Raw genomic sequence first — 25,800 nt, 5'->3', positions numbered from 1 at the left:
CCTACTTCTTGGTGATCGCGTCGTTGATGGCCTTCGCGGCGGCGTCGGCCGCCGTCTTGGGGTCGCCGCCCTTGATCACGGCCACCTCGGCGTTGCCGAACGGGCCCCAGATGGCGGCCATCTCCGGGATGACCGGCATGGGCAGGCCGTCCTTGCCGGCGTCGAGCCACTTGGCCACGTCCGGGTCCTTCGCCTTGGCGTCGTCGATCGCGGCGAGCAGCGCCGGCGGCCGCGGGTCGGCGTCGTACAGGGCCAGCGCGACCTCCTTGTTCGTGACGTAGTTAGCCACGAACTCCTGCGCGAGCGCCTTGCTCTTGCCCTTCGCCGCGACGAAGAACGCCTGTACGCCGAGGAACGGCTGGGCGGGCTTGCCGCCGGCGAACGCCGGGACCGGGGTGATGTCGTACGCGATGCCGGCCTTCTTGATGTCGGCGATGTTCCACGCGCCGGTGATGAAGAAGGCGGCCTTCTTGGCCGTGAAGGTGGCGACGACGTTCTCGGCGGCGATCGAGGTCTTGAGCGCGCCGGAGCCCTTCTCGCCCAGCTCCTTGATCTTCGTGAAGGCCGCGATCGAGTCGGGGCTGTTCACGGTGACGTTCTTCGGGTCCGGGTCGCCGGCCGAGGTCAGGCCGAACATCGAGCCGCCGCCCGAGGAGTAGATCGGGTAGATGTGGTACGCGTCGCCCTGCGCACCGGCCTGGTCGAGCAGGATCTCGGAGACCTTGCCGGCCTTCTTGAGGTCCTGGCCGGCCTTGACGAGGTCCTCGAGGGTCGCCGGGGCGGTCGGGGCCAGCTCGGTGTTGCGGACCAGAGCGATGTTCTCCAGCGCGTACGGGGCGCCGTAGACCTGGCCGTTGAAGGTCACGGCCTTGACGGCGGCGGCGGCGAAGGTCGACTTCTGCTCGGCCGACAGCTGCACCGGGTCGATGGCGCCGTTCTGCACCAGGTTGCCGATCCAGTCGTGCGCGCCCACGACGACGTCCGGGCCGCTGCCCTGCTGCGAGGCGGTGACGAAGACCGTCTGGAGGTTCTCCGCGACCTCCTTGACCTCGACCGTGATGCCGTTGTCCTTGCCGAACTGGTCGGCGTACTTCTTCAGCACGGCCGTACGCTTCGTGTCGGCCCAGATGACGAGCTTGCCGTTGCCCTTGTCCTTGGACGGCGCGGCGGCCGGCTTGTCGTCGGTTCCGCACGCCGCGAGGGCGGAGGCGGACGCGGCGGCGCCCAGTGCCGCGAAGACGATACGTCTGCGCATCAAAGGTCTCCTGTTCAAAGGGGTCGCGCGGAGCCACGGGACGGTGGCCCGGCAGACGGGGGTATCTGAGAATGTGTTCCGGAGTCGGGGTCAGCTTGTTTCGAAGCTGTTCGCCGGTTGTTGCGGTTCTGTGCGTTGGGCGCACGTTAGCAAGACTTTGCAAGATGTGGAAGAGCTTGCAGGTCCCTGTCAGCAAGATCTTGTCTGTTCGGTTACCATTCCGCCATGCGTGCACGTCTGGCTGACATCGCTCAGCAGGCCGAAGTGAGCGAGGCCACGGTCTCGCGGGTGCTCAACGACCGTCCCGGCGTCTCGGCCGAGACGCGTCAGGCGGTTCTCACCGCCCTCGACGTGCTCGGTTACGAGCGCCCGACCAAGCTGCGCAAGCGCAGCGCGGGTCTCGTCGGGCTGGTCGTCCCCGAGCTCGACAACCCGATCTTCCCGGCGTTTGCCCAGATCATCGAGTCGGCGCTGGCGCAGCAAGGGTACACACCGGTGCTGTGTACGCAGACCGCCGGCGGCGTGACCGAGGACGAATACGTCGAGATGCTGCTGGACCGCCAGGTTGCCGGCATCGTCTTCGTGTCCGGGCTGCACGCCGACACGACGGCCGACCCCGACCGCTACCGGAAGCTGCTCACCCGGCCGCTGCCGATCGTGCTGGTCAACGGGTACATGGAGGGGTTGGAGGCGCCCTTCGTCTCGGTCGACGAGCGGGCCGCCGCCGACGCCGCGGTCGCCCACCTGGTCGCGCTCGGCCACGAGCGGATCGGCCTGATCTCCGGGCCCGGCCGCTACCTGCCCGTACAGCGCAAGATCTCCGGCTACCGGGACGCGATGCGGCGGCTGCTCGGCCTGTCCGACCGGGACATGGACGAGCTCATCGCCCTGTCCCCGCTGTTCGGCGTCGAGGGCGGCGAGGCGTCGACCGGCCGCCTGCTCGATCGCGGCGCGACGGCCGTGGTCTGCGGATCCGACCTGATGGCGCTGGGTGCGATCCGGTCCGCCCGGCAGCACGGGCTGCGCGTACCCGACGACGTGAGCATCGTGGGCTTCGACGACTCGTCGCTGATGGCCTTCACCGACCCGCCGCTGACCACCCTCCGCCAGCCGGTACGCGCGATGGCGCTGGCCGCGGCCCGGGCGCTGATCGACGAGATCCTGGGCCACCCCGCCCCGCACTCGGAGTACGTGTTCCGCCCGGAGCTGGTCGTCCGCGGTTCGACCGCGGTCGCCCGCAAGCGCGGGTAGCGCCTCGGGCGCGTAGTACGTCTGAAACTTGCTGAAAACTTCTGCTTGACGTTTGCAAGGTTTGCGGCGCATTCTTCATCCCGTCACCAGTCAGGTGGCGGGTGGAGAGGAGCAGCAGCGTGCGACGCTGGAGACGCGGTGCCTTCTGCGCGCTGCTGCTCGTCCTCACCGGCTGCTCGGCGGAGCCCCTTGCAGTACCCGCGGCGACCAAGTCCGCCGTTCCGGCGGATGGGAACGCTCCCACAGGGGTCGTCGTCCATCTCTTCGAGTGGCCCTGGGCCTCCGTCGCGAAGGAGTGCACCGATCGGCTCGGGCCGGCCGGCGTCGCGGCGGTGCAGATCTCGCCACCCCAGGAGCACGTCGAGCTGCCGGACCAGCATTTCCCCTGGTGGCAGGACTACCAACCGGTCTCGTACGCGCTGACGAGCCGTCGGGGCGACCGGGCCGCTCTGGCCGACATGGTGGCGACCTGCCACAAGGCCGGCGTACGCGTGTATGCCGACGCGGTCCTCAACCACATGACGGCCCAGCTGTTCGGGGTCGGATCGGCCGGGACGAAGTTCACGAAGACCGGCTACCCCGGCTACGACGGGTCGGCCGACTTCCACCACTGCGGCCACGACATCGCCGACTACACCGATCGGGACGAGGTCCAGAACTGCGACCTCGTGGGCCTTGCCGACCTCGCCACCGAACGCGCGGACGTACGCGCGAAGCTGGCCGCGTACCTGGGCGATCTGCTGTCGCTCGGCGTCGACGGATTCCGGATCGACGCCGCGAAGCACATGCCCGCGGCCGACATCGCGGCGATCCTCGGGAAGCTGGGCAAGACCTCGGCGGGACGCGTACCCGTGATCTATCAGGAAGTGCTGTTCGCCGCGGGCGAGCCGATCCAACCGGCCGAGTACCTGCCCGACGGCGCGGTGCTCGAACCGCGGTACGGCCCGGACCTGAGCCGGGCGATGCGCGGCAGCCTGGTGAACCTCGAAGGTCTCGGCGAACCGACCGGCGACGCCCTGGACTACGAGCCGAGCGGCCAGTCCGTGGTCTATGTGGACAGTCACGACACGCAGCGCGGCGGCACGCCGCTCACCTACAAGGACGGCGCGCTGCACACCCTCGCGACCGCCTTCATGCTGGCCTACCCGTACGGCACCCCACTGGTGATGTCGAGCTTCGCGTTCGACGACTACGACCAGGGGCCGCCCGCCGCGAAGGACGGGACGACGCTGCCGGTAGTGTGTGCGCCCCAGGCCTTCGTCTGTGAGCACCGCACCGTGCTCCCCCTCGTACGCTTCCGCGCGGTCACCGGCGACGCGCCGGTGACCCACTGGTGGGCCGCCGACGACCAGCTGGGCTTCGCCCGTGAGGGCAAGGGCTACTTCGCCCTGAACCGGGCCGCCCAGGCCGCGACCAGGAGCGTCGCGACCGGGCTGCCCGCGGGGACTTATCACGACATCACCACCGGCTCGGCCGTCACCGTCGACGGTTCCGGGCAGGCCACGATCACCGTTCCGGCCCAGGGCACACTCGCGCTTGTCGCCGGATGACCGAACCGTTCCGGCACCGGGCACACTCGCCTCGGCGCCGGATGACCGAGAGGACACACCGTTGAGCACCACAACCTCCGCCGCCAGGGCGCAGACCGTCCTGGGCAACGACGACTGGTGGCGCGACGCGGTCGTCTACCAGGTTTACCCCCGCAGCTTCGCCGACGGCGACGGTGACGGCACCGGCGACCTGTCCGGCCTGCGCGCCAAGCTGCCCTACCTGCGCAAGCTCGGCATCGACGCGATCTGGCTGAGCCCCTTCTACACCTCCCCGCTCGCCGACGGCGGCTACGACGTGGCCGACTACCGCGACGTGGACCCGCGCTTTGGCACGCTCGCCGACTTCGACGCCATGATCGCGTACGCGCACGAGCTGGACATCCGCGTGATCGTCGATCTCGTTCCGAACCACTGCTCCGACCAGCACGAGTGGTTCCAGGCCGCGCTGGCCGCCGGTCCGGGCTCGCCCGAACGGGAACTGTTCCACTTCCGCGAGGGCCGAGGCGACCTGCCCCCGAACGACTGGGAGTCGATCTTCGGCGGCCCCGCCTGGACGCAGACCCCGGACGGCCAGTGGTACCTGCACCTGTTCGCGCCCGAGCAGCCCGACTTCAACTGGGACAACCCGGCCGTACGCGCGGAGTTCCGCGACATCCTGCGGTTCTGGCTGGACCGCGGGGTGGACGGTTTCCGGATCGACGTGGCGCACGGAATGATCAAGGCGGACGGCCTGCCGAACGTGGGCAAGGCCGGCGACGAGCGCCAGGTGATGATGGTCGGCCGGGGCGAGCTGCCCTACTTCGACCAGGACGGCGTGCACGAGATCTACCGCGAGTGGCGCCCGATCCTCGACTCCTACCCCGGTGGCCGGATGGCCGTCGCGGAGGCGTGGGTGCCGAGCCCGCAGCGGCTGGCCCGGTACATCGGGCGGGACGAGCTGCACCAGGCGTTCAACTTCGACTTCATGATGGCCAGCTGGGACGCGGACTCGTTCCGGACCATCATCGACAAGTCGCTGATGGAGGCCGACCTGGTCGGGGCGCCGACGACCTGGGTGCTGTCCAACCACGACAAGCACCGGCACGTCACCCGGTACGGCGACGGTCCCGTGGGGCTGCTGCGGGCGCGTACCGGCACGCTGCTCATGCTGGCCCTGCCCGGCTCGGCGTACCTGTACAACGGCGAGGAGCTGGGTCTCAACGAGGTCCTCGACCTGCCCGACGAGCTGCGCGAGGACCCGTCGTTCCTGCGTACCGGGGAGAGCCGGGACGGCTGCCGGGTCCCGCTGCCCTGGGGCGGCACACCCGCCGACGGGTTCGCGTTCGGCCCCGCCGGTGCGGCCGCGCCCTGGCTGCCGCAGCCCGCTTCCTGGGCGGCGCTGACGGCCGAGGTGCAGGAGGACGACCCGGCCTCGACGCTCAACCTCTACCGGCAGGCCCTCGCCGTCCGCAAGTCGAACCCCGCCCTCGGCGGCGGTGCCGTGCGCTGGCTGGCCGCGCCGGCCGGCGTTCTGGCCTTCGAGCGGGAGCCGGGGATCGTCGTGGTGGCCAACCTGTCGAAGGTGCCCGTCTCGCTGGACGCCTTCGGCGGCAAGGCGCTCGTCACGAGCGGCCCGCTGACCGAGACGGGCGAGCTGCCCGTCGACACCGCGGTGTGGCTCCAGCGCTGATCTTTGTTCGCTGAGTACGAAGCGGCCGCGCCCCACCGGGGCGCGGCCGCCTTCTCGTCGGGCCTCAGGCCGCGGGCTTGAGGAAACCCAGGCGGTCGTAGGTCAGGGCCAGGGTCGCGCCGGCCACCGCGCGCGCCTTCTCCGCCCCGATCGCCAGCATCTTGTCCAGCTGCGCGGGATCGTCCAGGTAGGACCTGGTCGCCGCCTGGATCGGCGTCACGAACTGCACGAACACCTCGGCCAGGTCCTTCTTCAGGTCCCCGTAGCCCTTGCCGTCGTACGCGGAGACGAGCTCCTCGACTCCCCGGCCCGACAGCGCCGAGTAGATCGTGAGCAGGTTGCTGACGCCGGGCTTGCCCTCCGGGTCGTAGATGATCTCGCGGCCGGTGTCGGTCACGGCGGACTTGATCTTCTTCGCCGACTTAGCCGGGTCCTCCATGATCTCCAGGAGGCCGCCCGGGGTCGACGACGACTTCGACATCTTCGCGGTCGGATCCTGGAGGTCCAGGATCTTCGCGGTCGCCTTCGGGATGTAGGGCGCGGGCAGCGTGAACGTCGGCCCGAACAGGTGGTTGAACCGCTGCGCCAGGTCGCGGGTCAGCTCCAGGTGCTGGCGCTGGTCCTCGCCGACCGGCACGGCGTCGGCCTGGTAGAGCAGGATGTCGGCGGCCTGCAGGATCGGGTACGTGAACAGCCCGACGCTCGCCCGCTCGGCGCCCTGCTTGGCCGACTTGTCCTTGAACTGCGTCATCCGCGACGCCTCGCCGAAGCCCGTGATGCAGCCCATCACCCAGCCCAGCTGGGCGTGCTCGGGCACGTGCGACTGCACGAACAGCGTGCTGCGCTGCGGGTCGATGCCGAACGCGAGCAGCTGCGCGAGGCTCGTGCGTGTACGCGCGCGCAGCACCTTCGGGTCGTGGCCGGCCGTGATCGCGTGCAGGTCGACGACCATGTAGAAGGCGTCGTGCGTGTCCTGCATCGCCACCCAGTTGCTCACCGCGCCCAGGTAGTTGCCCAGGTGGAAGGAGTCAGCCGTCGGCTGGATCCCGGAGAGGACGCGGAGGCGGCGGTCGTCAGACATGCGCCTATTGTTCCAGCCCCACCACCGGCGCGCCGAGCGGCCCGGTCACGTACATCTCATCGACGGCCGTCGCCTGCTGGGGCAGGTCGGGCTGGCGCACCAGGCCCAGCCGGGCGACCCGCCGGCCGTCCAGGGCCAGCACCCGCAGCACCACTCCGGCGTCGTGGACCTCGACGCTGTCGCCGACCACCGGTACGCGTCCCAGCCGGGCCATCACGTACCCGCCGAGGGTCTCGTAGGGGCCGGGACGCAGCGTGAACCCGGTACGCTCGGCGAAGTCGGCCAGGTTCAGCCGGCCCTCCACCTCGGCCGGGAACAGCCCGGCCATCACCGGGTCGGGGGCGTCGTCGTACTCGTCGTGGATCTCCCCGACCAGCTCCTCGATGAGGTCTTCGAGGGTCACGATGCCGGCCGTGCCGCCGTACTCGTCGACGACGAGGGCGAGCTGCTGGTGTTCGCGACGCATCTCGGTCAACGCCGGCAGTACGCGTTTCGCCGCCGGCAGCCGCTTGACGTCGCGGACGAGGTCGGCGAGCGTACCGGTGCCGAGCAGCAGGTCGCGCAGGTGCACGAAGCCGACGACGTTGTCGCTGCCGCCGTCGGTCACCGGGAAGCGGGAGTGGGTCTCGGACTTCGCCACCGTCACGGCTTCGGCCAGCGGCATCGAGATGTCCAGGAAGACGACGTCGGGGCGCGGGATCATGATCTCGCGGATGAGCGCGTTGCCGCTGCGCCACACGTCGCCGATGATGCGCCGCTCGTCGCCGCCGATCGAGTCGTTGGCCGCCACGAGCGCCCGCAGCTGGTCTTCGCTGATGCGGTCGCGCAGGAACCGCAGCATCCATGGGGAGACGGTCTTGGTGAGCACGCCGGGACCGCGTTTCGAGGGCGCGGCGCGCCCCGGAGGTCGGTCCGGACTATGGCCATCCGGCATCCCTGCATCGTACGACGCGGCGTCCGGGAGTTCCCAGGTCGCCACGATGTCGTGCAGATTCGCTGGGTAGGGTGGGCGCGATCACTGCACCCACCGGGAGGAACGCATGAAGCTGCTCGTCACCGGCGGCGCCGGGTTCGTCGGCGCGGTCGTCAGCCGGCTGCTGCTCGACGCCGGGCACACCGTCGTCGTGCTGGACGACCTGTCCCGCAACGACGCCGCCCAGGTTCCGGCCGACGCGCAGTTCGTGCAGGGCCGGGTCCAGGACGCCGCCGAGATCCTGACCCCGGAGGCCGGCTTCGACGGCGTACTGCACTTCGCGGGGCTGATCTCGGCCGGCGAGTCGATGTCGCTGCCCGAGCTGCACTGGGAGGCCAACACCCGGGCCGGGCTGAACCTGATCGACGCGATGCGCGCGGCGGGCGTACGCCGGCTGATCTTCTCGTCGACCGCCGCCTGCTACGGCGAGCCGTCCGAGCTGCCGCTGACCGAGAACGCCGTGACGATGCCGATCAACACCTACGGCGCCACGAAGCTCGCGGTGGATCTGGCGATCGCGTCCGAGGCCCGGGCGCACAAGCTGGCCGCGGTGAGCCTGCGGTACTTCAACGTCGCCGGGGCGTACGTGGGGGCGGACGGGACCGTGATCGGCGAGCGGCACGACCCGGAGACCCACCTGATCCCGATCGCGCTGGAGGTGGCGGCCGGCAAGCGGGAGAAGATGCCGATGTTCGGCGACGACTACCCCACGCCGGACGGCACCTGTATCCGCGACTACATCCACGTCACCGACCTGGCCCGGGCACACCTGCGGGCACTGGAGGCGGCCACGCCCGGCGAGCACCGCATCTACAACCTCGGCGTCGGCACCGGCTTCTCCAACAAGCAGATCATCGACGCCGTACGCGAGGTCACCGGGGCCGACGTGCCGGTGGAGTGGCTGCCGCGCCGCCCCGGAGATCCCGCCGCCCTGTACGCGTCCTCGGCCAAGGCACAGGCCGAACTGGGCTGGACTCCGGAGAAGACCGAGGTCGCCGACATCGTGGCCGACGCGTGGACGTTCTACCGGCGCCAGAACTGAGACGGCGCCAGAACTGAGAAAGCGCCAGAACGACCGTCGGCAAGACGGGAAAGGGGCGCTCCGGTGATCCGGAGCGCCCCTTTACGCGTACTCGGAGATTCTAGGAAAGAACCGGGGAGAGCGCGTTGATGAGCGCGTGGTCGTTGGAGTCCTGGCTGAGTTCCCAGGCCATGGCCCCGCGCAGGCCGAGCAGCTTGATGAGCGCGGCGCGCTCGCCGATCGACTTGGGGTCGGAGTAGACGATCGTGGTGGGGACGGTGATGGTGGTGCCGTCCGAGAGGTTGTGCACCGCCGCCGGGTTCCACAGGTAGGGCTCGCCCGCGAACAGGTTCCACTTGCGGGTGTAGCCGTTCTGGCCCACGCCCGCGGCCGTGACGATCGCGCCGTTGTCGACGAGCTCGTGGTAGCTGGGCTGCGGGGTCTGGTCCCAGGCCAGCACGTTCGCGTCGAGGCCGGTGTTGTCGAAGGCCGTGTAGAGGCCGCCGGTGTTGCGGATGTACTGGTTGGCGTAGAACGGCACGCCCACGACGATCTTGCTCGCCGGTACGCCGGACGCCAGGTAGTACCCGACGGTGCCGGCCGTGTTCCAGGTGAGGTCCTTGCCGTTCGGGTCCCGCGGGTCGGGCGTGAACAGCGTGTCGTGCGCGGAGACGGCGCCGCCGGTGACGTTGTAGTCGTAGCTCATGATGTTCGCCCAGTCCAGGGACTTCACGAAGTTCGCGAGCTCGTAGTACTTGGTCGAGTTCTTGGCGGCCGGCATGGCGGCGGTCAGCAGGTAGTGCTTGCCCGTCGTCTTCCCGTACGCGTCCAGCTGCTTGCGGAACTCCTGGGCGAGCAGGGTCGCGTTGTGCCGGTCGGCCGGGCTGACGTCCTCGTTGCCGCCGGCGACGGCGGTCGGGTACTCCCAGTCCAGGTCGATGCCGTCGAAGATGCCGGCGGCCGCACCGAGGCCGCCCGCGTCCTCCGGCCACCCGCCGGTCGGCAGGTTGCCCTTGATGAACGTGTCGATGCAGGCGGACACGAACGACGCGCGCCGCTCGGGCGTCGCCGCCACCTGCGAGAAGTGCGTGGACTTGGTCCAGCCGCCGAGCGAGATCTCGACCTTGAGATCCGGGTGCGCCAGCTTCAGCTTGCGGAGCTGGTTGAAGTTGCCGTACAGGTTCTGCCCCGGGTAGGTGTCGGCGACACCGTCCACCGAGTTCTCCCCGCCCCAGTAGACCTGCTGGAAGTCCGCCCAGGGGTCCAGCACACTGCAGCTGGTCGCGCCGGTCGCCGGGTCGAACCCGGGTACGCCGAACGCGTACTGGATGACGTTGATCTTGTCGGCGGGGATGTCCTTGACGAAGTACCCGCGCCCGTAGACGTCCCAGTCGGCGAAGTACGCCGAGACGACCTTCTTGGGGGCCTGGCCGGCCGCCGATCCGGAACCGGCGTCCGCGGCCGTCGCGGGGGCGATCCCGGCGCTCAGGGCGAGCGCGGCGACCGCGGCGATCCGCACCATCGGACGCGTACCAGCAGTCTTGCTGGATCGCACGCCCGCGGCGGACCGGTCAGTCAGGAATGAACGCAACATGTGACGACACTCGACCGCAAACGACGCTCTGTCAAGACTCCTAACAGATAGACACGCCTGCCCCGTCGAACAACCTCTTGAGGCGCGCCCACGCGAAGGTCGCTACCATCCTGCCCATGACTGATGCGGCCCAGCGCGCGGTGGAACTGTTCCGGCGGACCCACGGTGAGGAGCCGGTCGGCTTGTGGAGCGCGCCCGGGCGGGTGAACCTGATCGGCGAGCACACCGACTACAACGACGGCTTCGTGCTGCCCTTCGCCCTGCCGCACAGCACCTGCGTCGCGGCCAGCCCGACCGCCGCCGCCACCTGGTCGGCCACGTCCGAGCTGACCGGCGAGACCGTCGAGTTCGACCTCTCCACCAAGGTCGACGGCTGGGCGGCGTACGTGGCGGGGGTCGTGTGGGCCCTGCGCGACGCGGGCTACGACGTCCCCGGCGCCCGGTTCACGATCGCCTCCGACGTCCCGCTCGGCGCCGGGCTGTCCTCCTCCGCCTCGCTGGAGTGCGCCGTCCTGGTCGCCCTGTCCGACCTCGGCCGGCTCGGCGTACCGCACGAGCGGCGGCCGCTGCTGGCGCAGCGCGCCGAGAACGCGTACGTGGGGATGCCCTGCGGCGTGCTCGACCAGTCCGCCTCCGTGCTCTGCACGGCCGGCAACGCGCTGTTCCTGGACTGCCGCTCCGGCGCCAGCGAGCAGATCCCCTTCGACCTCGCCGCCGACGGCCTCGCCGTGCTCGTCGTCGACACGCGCGCCCCGCACCGCCTCGTCTCCGGGGAGTACGCCGCCCGGCGCGAAGCCTGCGAGCGGGCCGCCGCGGAGCTCGGGGTGCCCGCCCTGCGCGACGCGACCCTGGCCGACCTCGACCGCCTCACCGACGACCTCCTGGTACGCCGGGCGCGCCACGCGATCACCGAGGACCAGCGCGTCCTCGACACGATCGAGCTGCTGCGCTCCGGCCGCCACCGCGAGATCGGGCCGCTGATGACGGCCTCGCACGCCTCGCTGCGCGACGATTTCGAGGTGACCGTCCCGGAGCTGGACGTGGCCGTGGCGGCGGCCCTGACCGCCGGCGCGTACGGGGCCCGGATGACCGGCGGCGGCTTCGGCGGCTGCGTGATCGCCCTCGTCGACGCCGACAAGGCCGACCTCGTCGCCGAGGCGGTGGCCAAGTCGTTCGCCGACCACGGCTTCGCCGCCCCGGCCGCCTTCCGGGCGGTGCCCGGCGCGGGCGCCCGCCGCATTTCCTGACCACCTGCGGCGCGGGATTGAGCAAAGATAAAGACGTGGTGGCGATCTTCGAACGCATCCAGCACGCTGTCGACATGGCGCTGGAGCGGTACGACCACGCGGTGGCCACCGCCCGCAAGCGGTCCGGGACGTTCGACAACTTCTGGGCCGCCAAGGAGCGCTACTCCGAGGTCATGGGCGGCCGGCTGGCGGCCGCGATCGCGTACTACGGATTCTTCGCGGCGTTCGCCCTGTCGCTGGTCGCCTTCTCGGTCTTCGGCTTCTTCCTGGAGTCCCACCCGCACCTGCAGGACACCGTCACCACGGCGCTCGAGAAGAACCTGCCGAGCCTGCCGGTCGAGTCGATCCAGAACAACGCGGCCAACATAGCGTTCTTCGGTGTCATCGGCCTGCTGCTCACCGGGCTCGGCTGGGTCGACTGCTGGCGTACCTCCCAGCGGGCGGTCTGGAAGCTCGAGGAGCACCCCGGCAACGTCGTCATACGCCGGCTGGTCGACCTCGGCATGCTCATCGCGCTGGCCGCCGTCATGGGGTTCTCGCTGGTCCTCGGCGACCTGCTGGACAGCCTGTTCCGGTGGCTCTCCGGCGGCACGTCGTCGATCTGGCTGACCCTCTCCACCGGCGGGGTCACGGTCCTGATCAACGTGATGTTCGCGGCCGCGCTGCTCACCGCCCTGCCCCGGCTGCACATCCAGCCCCGGCGCCTGATCCCGCCGGCCGTGGCGGTCGGCCTGACGCTGTCGCTGCTGAACTGGCTGGGGCGCGCGTACGTGACCCACGCGACCCGGTTCTACACCGCGTACGCGGTGATCGCGACCGCCGCCGGTCTGCTCATCTACCTCTACCTGTTCAACCAGGTGGTGCTCTGGGGCGCGGCGCTGGCGGCCACCTCGACCCGCGGCCGGTTCATCGACCTGGCCGCCGGCCCGAAGCCCGAGGCCGACCAGGAGCCGGAGCAGCCGGAGCAAGCCGGTAGTCCCGCAGATGGTGCCACTGGGAGTCCGGGGACTTGATGTCGCCGGTGTGCGTGTGCAGCCGGAAGACGTCGACCGTGAACCGGGCCTCGAAGGTCGACAATTCGTCGAAAACCTGGTCAAGCTTCTCCGGCGCGACCTCCTGGGCCACCGTCACGTGCGGGTGGTAGGGGAAGTGCCGGGGCCGGTCGAGCTCGGGCGCGCCGGAGATCGCGGCGGCCAGCAGCTCGCACTCGCTGATCCCGGCCGCGACGGCCACGAACACGACCTCGGTGACCGGCCGGAACGTGCCCGTACCGCGCAGGAGCAGCTCGAACGGGCGGTGAGCGGCCGAGACGCGGACCAGATGGTCCTTGATCGCGCCGAGATCCCCCGGGTCGACCTCGGTCGGCCCCAGCAGGGTCAGATGGGCCGGCACCGTGGCGCCGAGCGGATCTCCCGCCGCCACCCTGGCCTGGGTGAGACGCGGGCCCCAGGGCGCCGGGATGTCGACCGCCACGCCGATCCGGACGGTCTCCGCCATAGCGCCATTCTCCTCTTCGCCGGATCATCGTGGGAGCGGTCTGGTTCCCCTCCTGGGATCATCCCCGGTCGCCCGGCGCCCGCGCTACATCCGGTTACACGATCATTCCAGCCGCTTACACGATCATTCCGGCGGCGACCGTCCGGTTCGTGACCTCGTCGATGATGATGAAGCCGCCCGTGGTGCGGTTACGCCGGTACTCGTCGGCCAGCAGCGGCTGGGTCGTGCGCAGCCGGATCCGCCCGATCTCGTTCAGGCCGAGCCGGTCGGTCGACTCGTCCCGGTGCAGGGTGTTGACGTCCAGGCGGTAGTACAGCTCCTTGACGATCGCGCGTACGGTCCGCGTCGTGTGCTTGACCTGGTACTTGCCACCGACGGTCAGCGGCGCCGACTCGTCCATCCAGCAGACCATCGCCTCGATGTCCTGCGTGACGGCCGGGGCGTTGTTCGGACGGCAGATCAGGTCGCCGCGCGAGATGTCGATCTCGTCGTCCAGGCGTACGGTCACCGACATGGGCGGGAACGCCTCGGCCACCGGGCCGTCGGCCGTGTCGATCGCCGAGATGCGCGTCGTCAGGCCGCTCGGCAGCACCAGCACCTCGTCGCCCGGCTTCAGGATGCCCGAGGCCACCTGTCCGGCGTACCCGCGGTAGTCGAGGCCGTTGGCGACCTGCGGACGGATCACGTACTGGACCGGGAAGCGTACGTCGACGAGGTTGCGGTCGGACGCGATGTGCACGTGCTCCAGGTGGTGCAGCAGGGACGGGCCCTCGTACCACGGCATGTTGTCGCTGCGGCCGACGATGTTGTCGCCGTGCAGCGCGGAGATCGGGATCGCGGTGAGATCCGGCGCGTCGAGCTTGGCCGCGAAGTTGGCGAAGTCGTCGGCGATCTGGTCGAAGACGTCCTGCGAGTAGTCGACCAGATCCATCTTGTTCACGCACAGGACCAGGTGCGGTACGCGCAGCAGCGAGCAAAGGAACGCGTGCCGCCGGGACTGCTCGACCAGGCCCTTGCGGGCGTCGACCAGGATGAGCGCGAGATCGGCCGTGGACGCGCCGGTGACCATGTTGCGGGTGTACTGGATGTGCCCCGGGGTGTCGCCGATGATGAACTTGCGCCGCGGCGTCGCGAAGTAGCGGTACGCCACGTCGATCGTGATGCCCTGCTCCCGCTCGGCGCGCAGGCCGTCGGTGAGCAGCGCCAGGTTGGTGTACTCGTCGCCGCGGGCCGCGCTCACCGCCTCGACCGCTTCGAGCTGGTCGGTGAACAGCGACTTGGTGTCGTAGAGCAGCCGGCCGATCAGGGTCGACTTGCCGTCGTCCACCGATCCCGCGGTGGCGAACCGGAGCATGTCGATCTTGTCCCCCGCCGCCGGTACGCGGGCAGCGGGGATCGTGGCGGCCGCCTGGCCGCCGTGGGTCTGCGACACCATCAGAAGTAGCCTTCCCGCTTGCGGTCTTCCATCGCCGCCTCGCTCACCTTGTCGTCGCCGCGGGTGGCGCCGCGCTCGGTGATCCGGGTGGCGGCGACCTCCTCGATCACCTTCTCGACCGTGTCCGCGTCGGAGCGGACCGCCGCCGTACAGCTCGCGTCCCCGACCGTGCGGTAGCGCACCCGCTCGGTCGTGATCACCTCGCCCGGCCGGGCCGGCAGGTGCTCGTGGACGGCGTACAGCATGCCGAAGCGGTCGACGACCTCGCGGTCGTGCGCGAAGTAGATCGAGGGCAGGTCGATGTTCTCGCGGGCGATGTAGTGCCACACGTCCAGCTCGGTCCAGTTGGACAGCGGGAAGACGCGGATGGACTCGCCGGAGTTGATCCGCGCGTTGTACAGCGACCACAGCTCCGGGCGCTGGTTGCGCGGGTCCCACTGGCCGAACTCGTCGCGGAAGCTGAACACCCGCTCCTTGGCGCGGGCCTTCTCCTCGTCGCGCCGGGCCCCGCCGAACAGGGCGTCGAACCGGTACTTCTCGACGGCGTCCAGCAGCACCGGCGTCTGGATACGGTTGCGCGTACCGTCGGCGGGCTCGCGGACCAGGCCGCGTTCCAGGGCGTCCGGCACGCTCGCCACGATCAGCTGGATGCCGAGCTCGCGTACCCGCCGGTCGCGGTACTCCAGCACCTCGGCGAAGTTGTGCCCGGTGTCGACGTGCATCACGGGGAAAGGAATGCGGCCGGGCGCGAACGCCTTCTCGGCCAGCCGGAGCATCACGATGGAGTCCTTGCCGCCCGAGAAGAGCAGCACGGGCCGCTCGAATTCGGCCGCCACCTCGCGCATCATGAAGATGCTCTCGGCCTCCAGGGCGTCCAGGTGCGAGATCCGGTACGCCGCCGTCGCCGGGCTCATGTTTCCAGACCTTTCCTAGTGCTTTGCTGGGGAATTAACGTACCCGCCGCGTACCGCTTCGATCAACGGTGCTCAGCCGAGTTGTGATGTGCCCGACATATCGGTGCCGGCCGGTGTCTCGTCGTCCCCGACCGGCGTTTCCCCCGGCTCGGCCGGTTCGTCGTCCACAGCCTCGTCCGCGAGATCGTCCTCGAATCCGGCCTCGTCCTCGTCTTCGAGTTCGTCCTCGTCTTCGAGTTCGTCCTCGTCCTCGAGATCGGTCTCGGCATCGTCCGCGAGTTCGGTCTCGTCCTCGTCCTCGTCCTCGTCCTCGAGATCAGTCTCGGGATCGGTTTCGAGGAGCTCCAGGGCGGCTTCCTCGTCGAGGGCCGCGCGGGCGGCGGCCGCCGTCTCCGGGTCGAGCGGCTGCGGCGCGAGCGCCCGGGCCAGCGCGTCGAGCAGCGGGCGGGCCAGGTCCCGGCGGCAGACCACCAGGTCGGGCAGCAGCGGATCGGCCTGGTTGTAGACCAGCGCCGAGCCGTCGAGCCGGGACGTGTGCAGGCCGACCGCCGCGGCCACCGCCACGGGTGCGGCCGAGTCCCACTCGTACTGGCCGCCCGCGTGCACGTACGCGTCCACCTCGCCGGTGATGACGGCCGCGATCTTGGCACCGGCCGACCCCATCGGGACCAGCAGGGCGCCCAGTTCCTCGGCGACCGCCGCGACCACGGCCGGCGGGCGCGTACGGCTGACGGCGATGCGTACGCGGGTGCCGCGGGCGAGGACGGCGCCGTCCGGGCCGACGCCGGGCTCGGGCGTCGTCCGGTGCCCCCGGGCCGACGGGATCGTCCCCGGCGCGGGCTCGGTCGAGAAGACGAGGCCCTGGGCGGGCAGCGCGATCGAGGCCGCCACGAGTTTGCCCCCGGTCACCGGCCGGGCGCTGGTACGCCGTCGCCGCCCCGTCCGGCTCACGGTGGCCGACGGGCCGGCCGAACTCCACAGCGCCACGTGCACCGCCCAGTCGGTACGCCCTTCCTCGGCGTACTCGCGGGTGCCGTCGAGCGGGTCCACGATCCAGACGCGGTCGGCCGACAGCCGCTCCGCCTCCTCGTCGGCCTCCCGGGAGCCGGTCGCCTCCTCGGACAGCACGGCGTCGTCCGGCCGCCAGTCCGCCAGTTCCTTCATCAGGTACGCGTGGGCCGCCTGGTCGCCCGCGTCCTTCAGCGCACCCGGATCGGCGAAGCCCATCTCGTCGCGGAGTCCCAGCAGGAGCGCTCCGGCGGTGGCGGCCAGCCGGCGGGAAAGCTCGGCGTCGAACTCCATCAGTACGCCCCCGAACTGCGGACGACCGCGGTGAGCGTACGCAGCAGGATGACCACGTCCATGGAAAGCGACCAGTTCTCGACGTAGCGGAGGTCCAACCGGACCGCCTCCTCCCAGGACAGGTCGGCGCGGCCCGAGACCTGCCACAGGCCGGTCATGCCCGGCTTCACGGCGAGGCGGCGCAGCACGTCGTCGTGATACATCGCCACCTCCTGCGGCAGCGGCGGGCGCGGGCCCACCAGCGACATCTGTCCGGCCACCACGTTGAACAGCTGCGGCAGCTCGTCCAGCGAGAACCGCCGCAGCCACTGCCCGACGCTGGTGACCCGCGGGTCGTCACGGATCTTGAAAAGTACGCCGTCGTGCTCGTTGAGATGCCGGAGCTCGCTCAAGCGCGCCTCGGCGTCCACATGCATCGTACGGAACTTGTAGATGCGGAATTCACGGCCGTCACGCCCGACGCGTACCTGGCGGAAGAGCACCGGTCCGGGCGAGTCACGGCGAATGCGCCAGGCGATGTAGGCGAACAGCGGCCACAGAAGGCCGACGAGCAGCAGCGCGCCGCCCCGGTCGACCAGGTTCTTGACCACACGGCTGCCCCCGGCCAGGCGCGGGTGCTCGACGTGCAGCATCGGCAGCCCGTCCAGCGGCCGCAGCGTCGTCCGCCCGCCGGCCACGTCGACCAGGGCGCTGGCCACGATCAGGTCGATGTCGTCGCCCTCCAGCCGCCACGCCAGCCGGCGCAGCCGGTCGCCGTCGAGCTCCGGGCAGCCCAGGACGATCACCGTGTCGGCGGCGGCCCGGCTCACCGCCTCGGGGACCTCGTCGAACGTGCCGAACACGGGCAGGCCCACCTGCCCGTCGCCGTCCGCCGGCAGGCACGCGCCCACCACGTCCATCCCGTGGAAACGCTCGCGCCGCAGCTGCCGGGTCATCGCGACGACGGCCAGCTCGTGCCCGACCACGATCACGCGCCGCAGGAACTCGCCCCGCGCCCGCCCCCGGTGCAACCTCTTGCGCAGCAGGAACCGCACCACGATCAGGGTCGCCGTGGCGGCGGGCAGCGCCATCAGGACGTAGGTGCGCGCCGTGGGCAGCTCCAGGGCGTACGACACGATCGCGATGCCCGCGATCAGCGCCAGCCCGCCGCGCAGCACGCGGTCGTACTCTTCCGTGCCCACGTACAGGAACCGCTTGTCATAGGCCCGCGCCAGCGCCAGCACCCCGACCAGAGCGAACGGCAGCAGGCACGACAGGATCATATAGATCCGCGTGTACGCGGTGAGCTCCGCGAACCGGACGTGGAAGGCGAGCCAGCCCGCGCCCAGGCCGACGGCGAAATCCGCGCACAGCAGGGACAGCTGGTAACGCAGCTCCCACCGGCGGGAACGCCGGGCCTGTGCGGGATGCACGGGCACCATCGCCGGTACGCGCGGCAGCACCACCGTGTCCAGATCGGAGAGAGGACGCGTGTCCACGATCGCCGCGGGCTTCGCGGGATTCCCGGCATTCGTGGGATTCTGGTGCGGCCGCGGACTGAGCCGTCGGTGTTGAACGTCCACCACATACCCCCGAAGTCTTCTGGGGGTTCAACGGCTGAGCTGCGACGACGTCACGCGCCGTGGTACGCGTTCTGCGTCGGCTCCAGTCCTTTGACGATGATCGACTCGACGGCGTCGGCCGCCCGGTCGATGAGGAACTCCAACTCCTTGCGCTCGGCGGCCGAGAAGTCCGCGAGCACGAAGTCCGCGGGATCCTGGCGACCCGGCGGCCGCCCGACGCCGAAGCGTACGCGGACATAGTCCTTTGTCGACAGTGACTTGGACATGGACCGCAGGCCGTTGTGGCCGCCCTCGCCCCCGCCGATCTTCATCTTCAGCGTGCCGTAGGGGATGTCCAGCTCGTCGTGGACGGCGATGACCTGCTCGGCCGGAACCTTGTGGTAGTCCGCCCACGCCTTCGCCGGGCCGCCCGAGACGTTCATGTAGGTCAACGGCTTGACCAGCACCAGCTTGGGCGCGTCGACGCCCACCCCGAGCCGCCCCTCGGCGACCTCGGCCGGGCCGCCCAGCGACTTGCGGCCGAACGAGGCGCCGATGCGCTTCGCGATCAGGTCGGCCACCATGAAGCCGACGTTGTGCCGGTTGCCGGCGTACTTCGGGCCGGGGTTGCCCAGGCCGACGACGAGCCACGTGTTCACGGGACCAGCCTCTCAAAAGGGTGGGGATACGACAAAGGCCGGTGCCCGCGGCACCGGCCTTTGAAGTCGTGGCTCAGGCCTCGGTGGCCTCGGCGCCGGGCGCCTCCTCGGCGGTCTCCGCGGCGGCTTCCTCGGTGGTGGTCTCGCCCTCGAGGTCCTCGGCGGTCGGCGCGACGCTGACGACGGCGATGATCGTCTCGGCGTCCGCGGCCAGCTCGACGCCGCGCGGAAGCTTCAGGTCGGCGGCGGTGACGTGCGAGCCGGCCTCCAGGCCGTCGATCGAGGCCTCGAGCGACTCGGGCAGGTGCAGCGCCTCGGCGTTGATCGAGATGCGGTCGTTCTCGGTCATGACCAGGGTGCCCGCGGCGGCGTTGCCCACCAGGTGGACGGGAACGTCGACGGTCACCTTCTCGCCCCGCTTGACGATCACGAGGTCGACGTGGTCGAAGGTGTCCTTGATCGGGTCACGCTGGATCGCCTTCGGCAGCGCCAGCGTCTTGGTGCCGTCCTCGCCCACGAGCTCGAAGACGGTGTTCACGCCGCCGTGCCGGATGGCGGCGGCGAACTCACGGGCGGGCAGCGCGATGTGGCGCGGGTTCTCGCCGTGGCCGTACACGACGGCCGGAACCTTGCCGGCCCGTCGGGTCCGGCGGGCGCCGCCCTTACCGAACTCGGTACGCGACTCGGCGCTGATCTTTACCTCGGACACAGTTAATCTCCTGCTCAACGGGCTGGCTGTCGTGGGCCGACGAGAAGGGCGCACGGGTACGGACCCGGAGCACCATGTCGATCACGGTGCTTCAACGCAGACCGCGAAGCCCGCAAAGCACCCTCGCCGTGGCAACCGAAACAGCCTACAGCACCCGAAATGCGTTCCACACAGCGGTGCCGCCCACGTCACCTTCCCGGGCACCCGACGAGCGCGGCCCCGCCCCGAGACACGCTCGGGACGGGGCCGTGGAAGGCGCTCCAGTGCGCTCAGGACCAGCCTGGGCACCTGTTCGGGACCGGCGGTGTCAGGACAGGCCGCCGAAGAGGGTGGTGACCGATCCGTCGTCGAAGACCTCGCGGATCGCCCGCGCCAGCAGCGGCGCGATCGAGAGCACGGTGAGCTTGTCGAACTGCTTCTCGGGCGGCAGCGGCAGCGTATTGGTGACGATGACCTCCGAGATCCGGCTGTTCTTGAGCCGCTCGGTCGCCGGATCCGAGTGGATCGCGTGCGTGGTGGCCACGATCACGTCGGCCGCGCCCGAGTCGAACAGGATGTCGGCCGCCTTGCAGATCGTCCCGGCGGTGTCGATCATGTCGTCGACCAGGATGCAGGTACGCCCCTCGACCTCACCGATCACCCGGTTCGCGACGACCTGGTTCGGCTTCAGGGGGTCCCGCGTCTTGTGGATGAAGGCCAGCGGGCAGCCGCCCAGCCGGTCGGTCCACCGCTCGCCCACGCGTACCCGGCCGGCGTCCGGGGACACGACGGTCAGCGCCCGGTCGCCGTACTTGGCTTCGACATAGCTGGCCAGCGGCTCCATGGCGAACAGGTGGTCCACCGGGCCGTCGAAGAAGCCCTGGATCTGCGCCGTGTGCAGGTCGACCGTGAGGATCCGGTTGGCCCCGGCCTGCTTCAGCAGATCGGCGATCAACCGGGCCGAGATCGGTTCGCGACCGCGGTGCTTCTTGTCCTGCCGGGCGTACGGATAGAACGGCAGGACCACGGTGATGCGCTTGGCGGAGCCCCGCTTGAGCGCGTCGATCATGATCAGGGTCTCCATGACCCAGGTGTTCACCGGAGCCGTCACCGACTGCACCACGAAGGCGTCGGATCCGCGGACGGACTCCTTGTAACGAACGAAGATCTCGCCGTTGGCGAAGTCGTACGCCGCGGTCGGCGTCGGCGCCACCCCCAACGTCTGGCCGATCTCCTCGGCCAGCTCGGGATAGGCCCGCCCCGAGAAGAGCATCAGATTCTTACGGTTCTCCGCGACGATGCTGCCCATCGGCCTCGTTTGCCCCTCCGCGTACGCGACTGCGACACCAAGTATGACCCGTCACGGTCATACTCTCCTGCCAGTTGCCGAACGTCGCACGGGGCCGGCGCGGCGTGGAACAGATCACCTCCGGCCGTGCCGCCAAGCCCGTAACCTCGCCGAAACCACCCGTTCAGGCGGCCGCCGCGCCACCGTCCGCCTCCGCGGCCGCCTTCGCGGCGGCAGCGGCGGCGCTGTCCGGCCGGGCCCGGTGGATCCAGCCTTCCTTGTTGACCTGACGCTCACGGGCGATCGCCAGCGCGCCCGGCGGCACATCCTCGGTGATGATCGAACCTGCCGCGGTCGTCGAGCCGTCGCCGAGGCGTACCGGTGCGACGAGCACGGAGTCCGACCCCGTGTTCACGTACGCGCCGATGATCGTGCGGCTCTTCGACTGCCAGTTGTAGTTCGCGACCACGTTGGCGGCGCCGATGTTCGTGTGCTCCCCGACGTTCGCGTCGCCGACGTAGGACAGGTGCGGCACCTTCGCGCCCTCGCCCAGCGTCGAGTTCTTCACCTCGACGAAGGTGCCCACCTTCGACTTCACCCCGAGCGTCGTGCCCGGCCGCAGGTACGCGTACGGCCCGACCTTGGCCTGCGGCCCGATCTCGGCCAGCACGGCGTGCGCGCGGACGACCTCGGCACCGGCCCCGACCGTCGTGTCGACCAGGGTCACGTCCGGACCGACCACGGCACCGGCGGCGATCGCGGTGGCGCCCTTCAGATACGTCGCCGGCTCGACGACCGCGTCCCGCTCGATCGTCACGTCCGCGTCGATCCACGTCGTCGCGGGGTCCACGATCGTCACCCCGGCACGCATGTGCGCGGCGTTGATCCGGTCCCGCAGCAGCGCGCCCAGCTGGGCCAGCTCGGCCCGGTCGTTGCAGCCGAGCGTCTCGTCGGCGTCCGCCGCGACGTGCACGGACACCCGCCGACCGGCCTGCCCGAGCAGCCCGAAGACGTCGGTGAGGTACTCCTCGCCCTGCGCGTTGTGCGCGGTCAGCTTGCCCAGCGCGTCCCGCAGCGCGGCCGCCTCGAAGGCGTAGATCCCGGCGTTGATCTCCCGGATCGCCAGCTGCTCCGGCGTCGCGTCGCGCGCCTCCACGATCCCGGCCAGCCCGCCGTCGGCGTCGCGCAGGATGCGGCCCAGCCCGCCCGGCGACGCGACCTCGGCGGCCAGCACGGTCGCGGCCGCACCGGCGTCCTCGTGCGCGCCGACCATGGCCGCCAGCGTCTCGGTACGCAGCAGCGGCACGTCCCCGTTCAGCACCAGCACCGTGCCGTCCACGCCGTCCAGGGCGTCCAGCGCCGTACGCACGGCGTGCCCGGTCCCGCGCTGCTCGGCCTGCAGAACAGTGCTCGCATCCGGTGCGACCTCGCCGACGTGCGCGGTGACCAGCTCCGCCCGGTGCCCGACGACCACCACGGTACGCGCGGCCAGCGGCCGGGCCGCGGCCATGACGTGACCGACCAGGGTCCGGCCGAGCAGCGGGTGCAGGACCTTGGGCAGGTCGGACTTCATCCTCTTGCCTTCGCCCGCGGCCAGGATGATCACAGTGCGCGCCACGCGGGTTACCGCCTTGCTATCAGGGGCAATTGGGACAGCTCCCGGGAGAGGATTCGAACCCCTATATACCGGACCAAAACCGGCAGTCCTGCCATTAGACGACCCGGGACTACAATTCGGGCATTTTGCCATGGCGGCTCCGGCCCGCGTAAAGACTAACCTGTCTCGCCCTCAGCTTCAGTTTCAGGTTGTCCCATCATCGCATCGACCGCGGCGGCGATCCGTCGATACATCGCCCCACTCCGCCGGACTTCCACCCGCAGGCAGCCGATAGATCATCTCTTCCGGAGCGGCCCCGACGCTCCGGAGGAAGGACAGGAAGAGCCGGACCAGTCGGGCGTCGCTGTTCACGAAGACGACCCGGGGACTCGGGTTCCACGGCTTCACCTTCGCGCCTTCGCACCAGTACATGAGCGCGCCGAGCATCAGCAGGTCCCGCTCGTCCAGGCCGCCGATCACCCCGGCGCACTCGACGGCGAGCCGCTCTTCTTCCGCCGCGCGCTGCACACGGTGCCGTTCCCAGCGGGCGTCCGTCATCGCCTTCGCGTGTGCCCGGCGCCGTTGCCCTTCCGCCGTGTCGTCGGCGAGCGGGACGTGTCTGGTCCACTCCCACGCGGTCGACCGGGCGACTCCCAACCGGCGCGCGATCGACGGCACCGAATGGCCGTCGATCTTGAGCGCTATCGCCTGTTCCCGCAGCTCTCGTCCGGCGTACGCCATGACCGGACGATAGAACACGCGTACGACAGGAATTCACCGAAGGAAATTCACAGGAAGCAGCTCTGGGAAGACTACGGTCCCGTAGGTTACGGTATCGTAGGTAAGCCGTCCCCGGTCCGTTGTTCCCGCTCAGTGAGGTGCCATGTCCTCTGCCGCCGCCACCCGCACTGCCGATCTCGAGACCAACGCCACCGGCGCGGCCGAGATCGAGCAGACCATCCGCGGTCCGAAGCCGCTGACCGAGGGGCCCCAGCCCAAGGGCATCCTGATCGGGCTGTGGGGCTTCGTCGTCATTCCCTTCCTGGCCCTGCTGGCCGCGATCCCGGTCGCCTGGGGCGGCTGGCTGTCGTGGACCGACGTGGCCATCGGCGCCGTCTGGTACATCGTGTCCGGGCTCGGCATCACGATCGGGTTCCACCGCTACCTGACGCACGGATCGTTCAAGGCGACCCGCTGGCTGCGGGTGACGCTGGCGGTCGCGGGTTCGTTCGCGGCCGAGGGTTCGCCGACCCAGTGGGTCGCCGACCACCGCCGCCACCACGCCTTCTCCGACAACGAGGGCGACCCGCACTCCCCGTGGCGCTTCGGCCAGTCCTTCTGGGGCCTGACCAAGGGCCTGTTCCACGCCCACGTCGGCTGGCTGTTCAACCGGGAGATGACCAACCGCGCCCGGTTCGCCCCCGACCTGATGGCCGACAAGGACATCCAGAAGGTCGACAAGCTCTTCGTGCCGCTGATCATCACGTCGCTGCTGGCCCCGGCGGCCGTCGGCGGGCTGGTCACCTGGTCCTGGCAGGGCGCGCTGACCGCGTTCTTCTGGGCCGGCCTGGTCCGCGTCGGCCTGCTGCACCACGTCACGTGGTCCATCAACTCGATCTGCCACGTGTACGGCGAGCGCCCGTTCGAGACTCGTGACGGCGACAAGGCCTCCAACTTCTGGCCGCTGGCGATCCTGTCCTTCGGCGAGTCCTGGCACAACCTGCACCACTCCGACCCGACCTGCGCCCGGCACGGTGTCATGCGCGGTCAGATCGACATCTCCGCGCGTACCATCTGGTTCTTCGAGAAGTTCGGCTGGGCCACGAACGTGCGCTGGCCGAAGAAGGACCGGCTCACCGCGAAGCTGGTCGAGGGCGCGCAGGGCAGCGCGGCGCGGCTGGGCGGGTGACCGCCGCCACGGTGGGTGAGGACCTGCCGGGCCGACCCGAGCGGGCATCGGCCTGGCAGGATGGCTCCGTGGAGGATGCGCGGGGGCGGGAACCCAGGCCGGAGCGTGCGCCGGCGAAGGCCCGGGTACGCATGTCGGCGGCCCAGCGGCGCGAGCAGTTGATCGCCATCGGCCGGCAGCTGTTCGCCGAACGCGGGTTCGACGCGACCTCGATCGAGGAGGTCGCCGCCCGGGCGAAGGTCTCGAAGCCGGTCGTCTACGAGCACTTCGGTGGCAAAGAGGGCCTGTACGCGGTGGTCGTCGACCGCGAGGTGCGCTCGCTGCTGGACCGGATCGCCAACGCGCTGACCGCAGGACATCCGCGGGAGCTGCTGGAGCAGGCGGCGCTGGCCCTGCTGGACTACATCGAGGAGGAGACCAACGGGTTCCGCGTCCTGGTACGCGAATCGCCCGTGATGTCGTCCTCCGGCAACTTCTCGTCGGTGCTGAACGACGTGGCCCATCAGGTCGAGCACATCCTGGGCGCGGAGTTCAAGACGCGGGGCTACGACCCGAAGCTGGCCGAGCTCTACTCGCAGGCGCTGGTGGGCATGGTGTCGCTGGTCGGCCGCTGGTGGCTGGAGGTACGCAAGCCGCGCAAGGAGACGGTCGCCGCGCACATGGTGAACCTGGCGTGGAACGGCCTCGCCCAACTCGAGGCGAAGCCGCTCCTGCTCACCCGCCGCGGAAAATAGCGGCCACCCGCGCGGCGGACGCGGCCCACCGGAAGCGGCCCTCACGCAGCCCGGGAGACGGCTCTCAGCTGGACGTGGACGGCGTCATGCGCCGTGGTTCCCCCTTCGGCGACCCCGCGACCCGCATCGACTCCTCGCGGCGCGCGTCCTCCCTGCTGCCGGTCTTGCCGTAGAGGCCGGCGATGAGCAGGCCGGTGCCGACCAGGCTGGACACGACGCAGGTGGCGACGGTGAAGTTCAGCTTGTTGAGGTCCGAGCGGATGATGATCAGCCCGAAGACGCCGGCGAACATGAAGACGCCCCCGGCCACGATGTTGATGAAGTGGTCGATGTTGCGGCCGTACAGTGCCCCGATCGCGACGACCGCCCCGACGATGATCGACAGGAGCGCGAACGCGGTGTTGGTCTTCAGTCCGAGCGCGTAGTTGTCGCCGCGGCCGAAGAACGGGTCGCCCCAGCTCACGATGAGCCCGACGATCCCGAAGACCAGCAGGTACAGCCCGATGAGGAAGGCCAGCCCACGGTAGAAGGGCCGGAGCCGATGATTCACCGGAATATGCGACATACCCGGATTCTCCCACCGGCTCCGAGCCGC

At 70.1% G+C, this 25,800-nt stretch carries 22 protein-coding genes, 1 tRNA gene and 1 pseudogene; 8 read left to right on the top strand and 16 right to left on the bottom strand.

Annotated elements, in window-relative coordinates; all coding sequences use genetic code 11:
* Position 1: 1 nt before the first annotated feature.
* Complete coding sequence (locus tag G401_RS0111230; RefSeq protein WP_027342593.1) at positions 2-1,255, bottom strand: sugar ABC transporter substrate-binding protein; 1,254 nt, start codon at positions 1,253-1,255, stop codon at positions 2-4.
* Positions 1,256-1,480: 225 nt separating this feature from the next.
* Between G401_RS0111230 and G401_RS0111225 the strand changes: the two genes are divergently transcribed.
* From G401_RS0111225 to G401_RS0111215, 3 genes are all read left to right on the top strand, one after another.
* The gene (locus G401_RS0111225) at positions 1,481-2,506 is read left to right on the top strand and encodes a LacI family DNA-binding transcriptional regulator (protein WP_027342592.1); all 1,026 of its coding nucleotides are present in this window, start codon (positions 1,481-1,483) and stop codon (positions 2,504-2,506) included.
* Between the two features lie 119 nt (positions 2,507-2,625).
* Positions 2,626-4,056 (top strand): alpha-amylase, encoded by a 1,431-nt coding sequence (locus tag G401_RS0111220; RefSeq protein ID WP_027342591.1) that lies wholly within the window; start codon positions 2,626-2,628, stop codon positions 4,054-4,056.
* A gap of 61 nt (positions 4,057-4,117) precedes the next feature.
* Entirely contained in the window at positions 4,118-5,725 is a 1,608-nt protein-coding gene (locus G401_RS0111215) for a glycoside hydrolase family 13 protein (protein ID WP_051366485.1), read from the top strand.
* 64 nt (positions 5,726-5,789) lie between these two features.
* Here the strand turns inward: G401_RS0111215 and trpS are convergent, their stop codons facing one another.
* Positions 5,790-6,806 carry a tryptophan--tRNA ligase gene (gene trpS, locus G401_RS0111210; RefSeq protein WP_027342589.1) on the bottom strand — a complete coding sequence of 339 codons (1,017 nt, stop codon included), beginning with the start codon at positions 6,804-6,806 and terminating at the stop codon, positions 5,790-5,792.
* Positions 6,807-6,810: 4 nt separating this feature from the next.
* The gene (locus G401_RS44890) at positions 6,811-7,647 is read right to left on the bottom strand and encodes a hemolysin family protein (protein WP_245601696.1); all 837 of its coding nucleotides are present in this window, start codon (positions 7,645-7,647) and stop codon (positions 6,811-6,813) included.
* Between the two features lie 199 nt (positions 7,648-7,846).
* Here G401_RS44890 and galE point away from each other — a divergent pair, with 199 nt between their 5' ends.
* A complete protein-coding gene (gene galE, locus G401_RS0111200; protein WP_027342588.1) occupies positions 7,847-8,821 on the top strand; it encodes a UDP-glucose 4-epimerase GalE in 975 nt (324 codons plus the stop codon).
* Between the two features lie 100 nt (positions 8,822-8,921).
* On the opposite strand, the gene G401_RS44885 is transcribed toward galE, so the two are convergent.
* The gene (locus tag G401_RS44885) at positions 8,922-10,394 is read right to left on the bottom strand and encodes a glycoside hydrolase family 18 protein (RefSeq protein WP_084557058.1); all 1,473 of its coding nucleotides are present in this window, start codon (positions 10,392-10,394) and stop codon (positions 8,922-8,924) included.
* Between the two features lie 116 nt (positions 10,395-10,510).
* Here G401_RS44885 and galK point away from each other — a divergent pair, with 116 nt between their 5' ends.
* Together galK and G401_RS0111185 are read left to right on the top strand one after the other, a co-directional pair.
* On the top strand, positions 10,511-11,641 hold the full coding sequence (galK, locus tag G401_RS0111190) for a galactokinase (protein ID WP_027342587.1): 1,131 nt from the start codon (positions 10,511-10,513) through the stop codon (positions 11,639-11,641).
* 35 nt (positions 11,642-11,676) lie between these two features.
* Positions 11,677-12,654, top strand: coding sequence for a YihY/virulence factor BrkB family protein (locus tag G401_RS0111185; protein ID WP_027342586.1), 978 nt, complete (start codon positions 11,677-11,679; stop codon positions 12,652-12,654).
* Here the strand turns inward: G401_RS0111185 and G401_RS44880 are convergent.
* The 11 genes and pseudogenes from G401_RS44880 to G401_RS44860 form a co-directional block, all read right to left on the bottom strand.
* A complete protein-coding gene (locus G401_RS44880) occupies positions 12,548-13,138 on the bottom strand; it encodes a 2'-5' RNA ligase family protein (protein ID WP_051366482.1) in 591 nt (196 codons plus the stop codon). The genes G401_RS0111185 and G401_RS44880 overlap by 107 nt on opposite strands.
* Positions 13,139-13,253: 115 nt before the next feature.
* Positions 13,254-14,492, bottom strand: a complete 1,239-nt coding sequence (locus G401_RS0111175; RefSeq protein WP_407636856.1) for a sulfate adenylyltransferase subunit 1 — start codon at positions 14,490-14,492, stop codon at positions 13,254-13,256.
* Between the two features lie 80 nt (positions 14,493-14,572).
* Positions 14,573-15,487: a sulfate adenylyltransferase subunit CysD gene (gene cysD / locus G401_RS0111170; RefSeq protein WP_027342584.1), complete on the bottom strand. Its 915-nt coding sequence runs from the start codon at positions 15,485-15,487 to the stop codon at positions 14,573-14,575.
* Between the two features lie 411 nt (positions 15,488-15,898).
* Positions 15,899-16,789, bottom strand: a pseudogene (locus G401_RS44870) (inositol monophosphatase family protein); the annotation flags it as partial.
* Entirely contained in the window at positions 16,789-18,210 is a 1,422-nt protein-coding gene (locus G401_RS0111160; protein ID WP_051366550.1) for a sugar transferase, read from the bottom strand. The pseudogene G401_RS44870 and the gene G401_RS0111160, both read right to left, overlap by 1 nt.
* A 191-nt stretch (positions 18,211-18,401) precedes the next feature.
* Positions 18,402-18,989 (bottom strand): aminoacyl-tRNA hydrolase, encoded by a 588-nt coding sequence (gene pth, locus G401_RS0111155; RefSeq protein WP_027342582.1) that lies wholly within the window; start codon positions 18,987-18,989, stop codon positions 18,402-18,404.
* Between the two features lie 73 nt (positions 18,990-19,062).
* Positions 19,063-19,698, bottom strand: coding sequence for a 50S ribosomal protein L25/general stress protein Ctc (locus tag G401_RS44865; protein ID WP_034591252.1), 636 nt, complete (start codon positions 19,696-19,698; stop codon positions 19,063-19,065).
* Positions 19,699-20,005: 307 nt separating this feature from the next.
* Positions 20,006-20,986 (bottom strand): ribose-phosphate diphosphokinase, encoded by a 981-nt coding sequence (locus G401_RS0111145; RefSeq protein ID WP_027342581.1) that lies wholly within the window; start codon positions 20,984-20,986, stop codon positions 20,006-20,008.
* A 163-nt stretch (positions 20,987-21,149) separates the two neighbouring features.
* A complete protein-coding gene (gene glmU, locus G401_RS0111140) occupies positions 21,150-22,583 on the bottom strand; it encodes a bifunctional UDP-N-acetylglucosamine diphosphorylase/glucosamine-1-phosphate N-acetyltransferase GlmU (protein WP_322787724.1) in 1,434 nt (477 codons plus the stop codon).
* A gap of 38 nt (positions 22,584-22,621) precedes the next feature.
* Positions 22,622-22,692, bottom strand: a tRNA-Gln gene (locus G401_RS0111135).
* A gap of 74 nt (positions 22,693-22,766) precedes the next feature.
* On the bottom strand, positions 22,767-23,303 hold the full coding sequence (locus tag G401_RS44860; RefSeq protein ID WP_051366481.1) for a helix-turn-helix domain-containing protein: 537 nt from the start codon (positions 23,301-23,303) through the stop codon (positions 22,767-22,769).
* A gap of 142 nt (positions 23,304-23,445) precedes the next feature.
* Here G401_RS44860 and G401_RS0111125 point away from each other — a divergent pair, with 142 nt between their 5' ends.
* Both G401_RS0111125 and G401_RS0111120 read left to right on the top strand, forming a co-directional pair.
* Positions 23,446-24,471, top strand: coding sequence for an acyl-CoA desaturase (locus G401_RS0111125; protein WP_084557057.1), 1,026 nt, complete (start codon positions 23,446-23,448; stop codon positions 24,469-24,471).
* 131 nt (positions 24,472-24,602) lie between these two features.
* Entirely contained in the window at positions 24,603-25,205 is a 603-nt protein-coding gene (locus tag G401_RS0111120) for a TetR/AcrR family transcriptional regulator (RefSeq protein WP_084557055.1), read from the top strand.
* Between the two features lie 64 nt (positions 25,206-25,269).
* Here G401_RS0111120 and G401_RS44855 read toward each other — a convergent pair whose 3' ends face one another.
* Entirely contained in the window at positions 25,270-25,755 is a 486-nt protein-coding gene (locus G401_RS44855; RefSeq protein WP_051366480.1) for a DUF4383 domain-containing protein, read from the bottom strand.
* Between the last annotated feature and the right edge of the window lie 45 nt (positions 25,756-25,800).

The organism is Hamadaea tsunoensis DSM 44101 (genome assembly GCF_000428945.1).
GTDB lineage: Bacteria > Actinomycetota > Actinomycetes > Mycobacteriales > Micromonosporaceae > Hamadaea > Hamadaea tsunoensis.
The sequence above is the reverse complement of the archived record's forward strand: the minus strand, read 5'-3'. Positions and strand labels throughout refer to the sequence as shown.

Excerpts from the sequence above, each read along its gene's own strand:
- G401_RS0111230 (WP_027342593.1), bottom strand. The coding sequence starts at position 1,255 with ATGCGCAGACGTATCGTCTTCGCGGCACTGGGCGCCGCCGCGTCCGCC.
- G401_RS0111225 (WP_027342592.1), top strand. The coding sequence starts at position 1,481 with ATGCGTGCACGTCTGGCTGACATCGCTCAGCAGGCCGAAGTGAGCGAG.
- trpS (WP_027342589.1), bottom strand. The coding sequence starts at position 6,806 with ATGTCTGACGACCGCCGCCTCCGCGTCCTCTCCGGGATCCAGCCGACG.
- G401_RS44890 (WP_245601696.1), bottom strand. The coding sequence starts at position 7,647 with ATGCTGCGGTTCCTGCGCGACCGCATCAGCGAAGACCAGCTGCGGGCG.
- galE (WP_027342588.1), top strand. The coding sequence starts at position 7,847 with ATGAAGCTGCTCGTCACCGGCGGCGCCGGGTTCGTCGGCGCGGTCGTC.
- G401_RS44885 (WP_084557058.1), bottom strand. The coding sequence starts at position 10,394 with ATGTTGCGTTCATTCCTGACTGACCGGTCCGCCGCGGGCGTGCGATCC.
- galK (WP_027342587.1), top strand. The coding sequence starts at position 10,511 with ATGACTGATGCGGCCCAGCGCGCGGTGGAACTGTTCCGGCGGACCCAC.
- G401_RS44880 (WP_051366482.1), bottom strand. The coding sequence starts at position 13,138 with ATGGCGGAGACCGTCCGGATCGGCGTGGCGGTCGACATCCCGGCGCCC.
- G401_RS0111175 (WP_407636856.1), bottom strand. The coding sequence starts at position 14,492 with ATGCTCCGGTTCGCCACCGCGGGATCGGTGGACGACGGCAAGTCGACC.
- cysD (WP_027342584.1), bottom strand. The coding sequence starts at position 15,487 with ATGAGCCCGGCGACGGCGGCGTACCGGATCTCGCACCTGGACGCCCTG.
- G401_RS0111160 (WP_051366550.1), bottom strand. The coding sequence starts at position 18,210 with ATGGTGCCCGTGCATCCCGCACAGGCCCGGCGTTCCCGCCGGTGGGAG.
- G401_RS0111145 (WP_027342581.1), bottom strand. The coding sequence starts at position 20,986 with ATGGGCAGCATCGTCGCGGAGAACCGTAAGAATCTGATGCTCTTCTCG.
- G401_RS44860 (WP_051366481.1), bottom strand. The coding sequence starts at position 23,303 with ATGGCGTACGCCGGACGAGAGCTGCGGGAACAGGCGATAGCGCTCAAG.
- G401_RS0111125 (WP_084557057.1), top strand. The coding sequence starts at position 23,446 with ATGTCCTCTGCCGCCGCCACCCGCACTGCCGATCTCGAGACCAACGCC.
- G401_RS0111120 (WP_084557055.1), top strand. The coding sequence starts at position 24,603 with ATGTCGGCGGCCCAGCGGCGCGAGCAGTTGATCGCCATCGGCCGGCAG.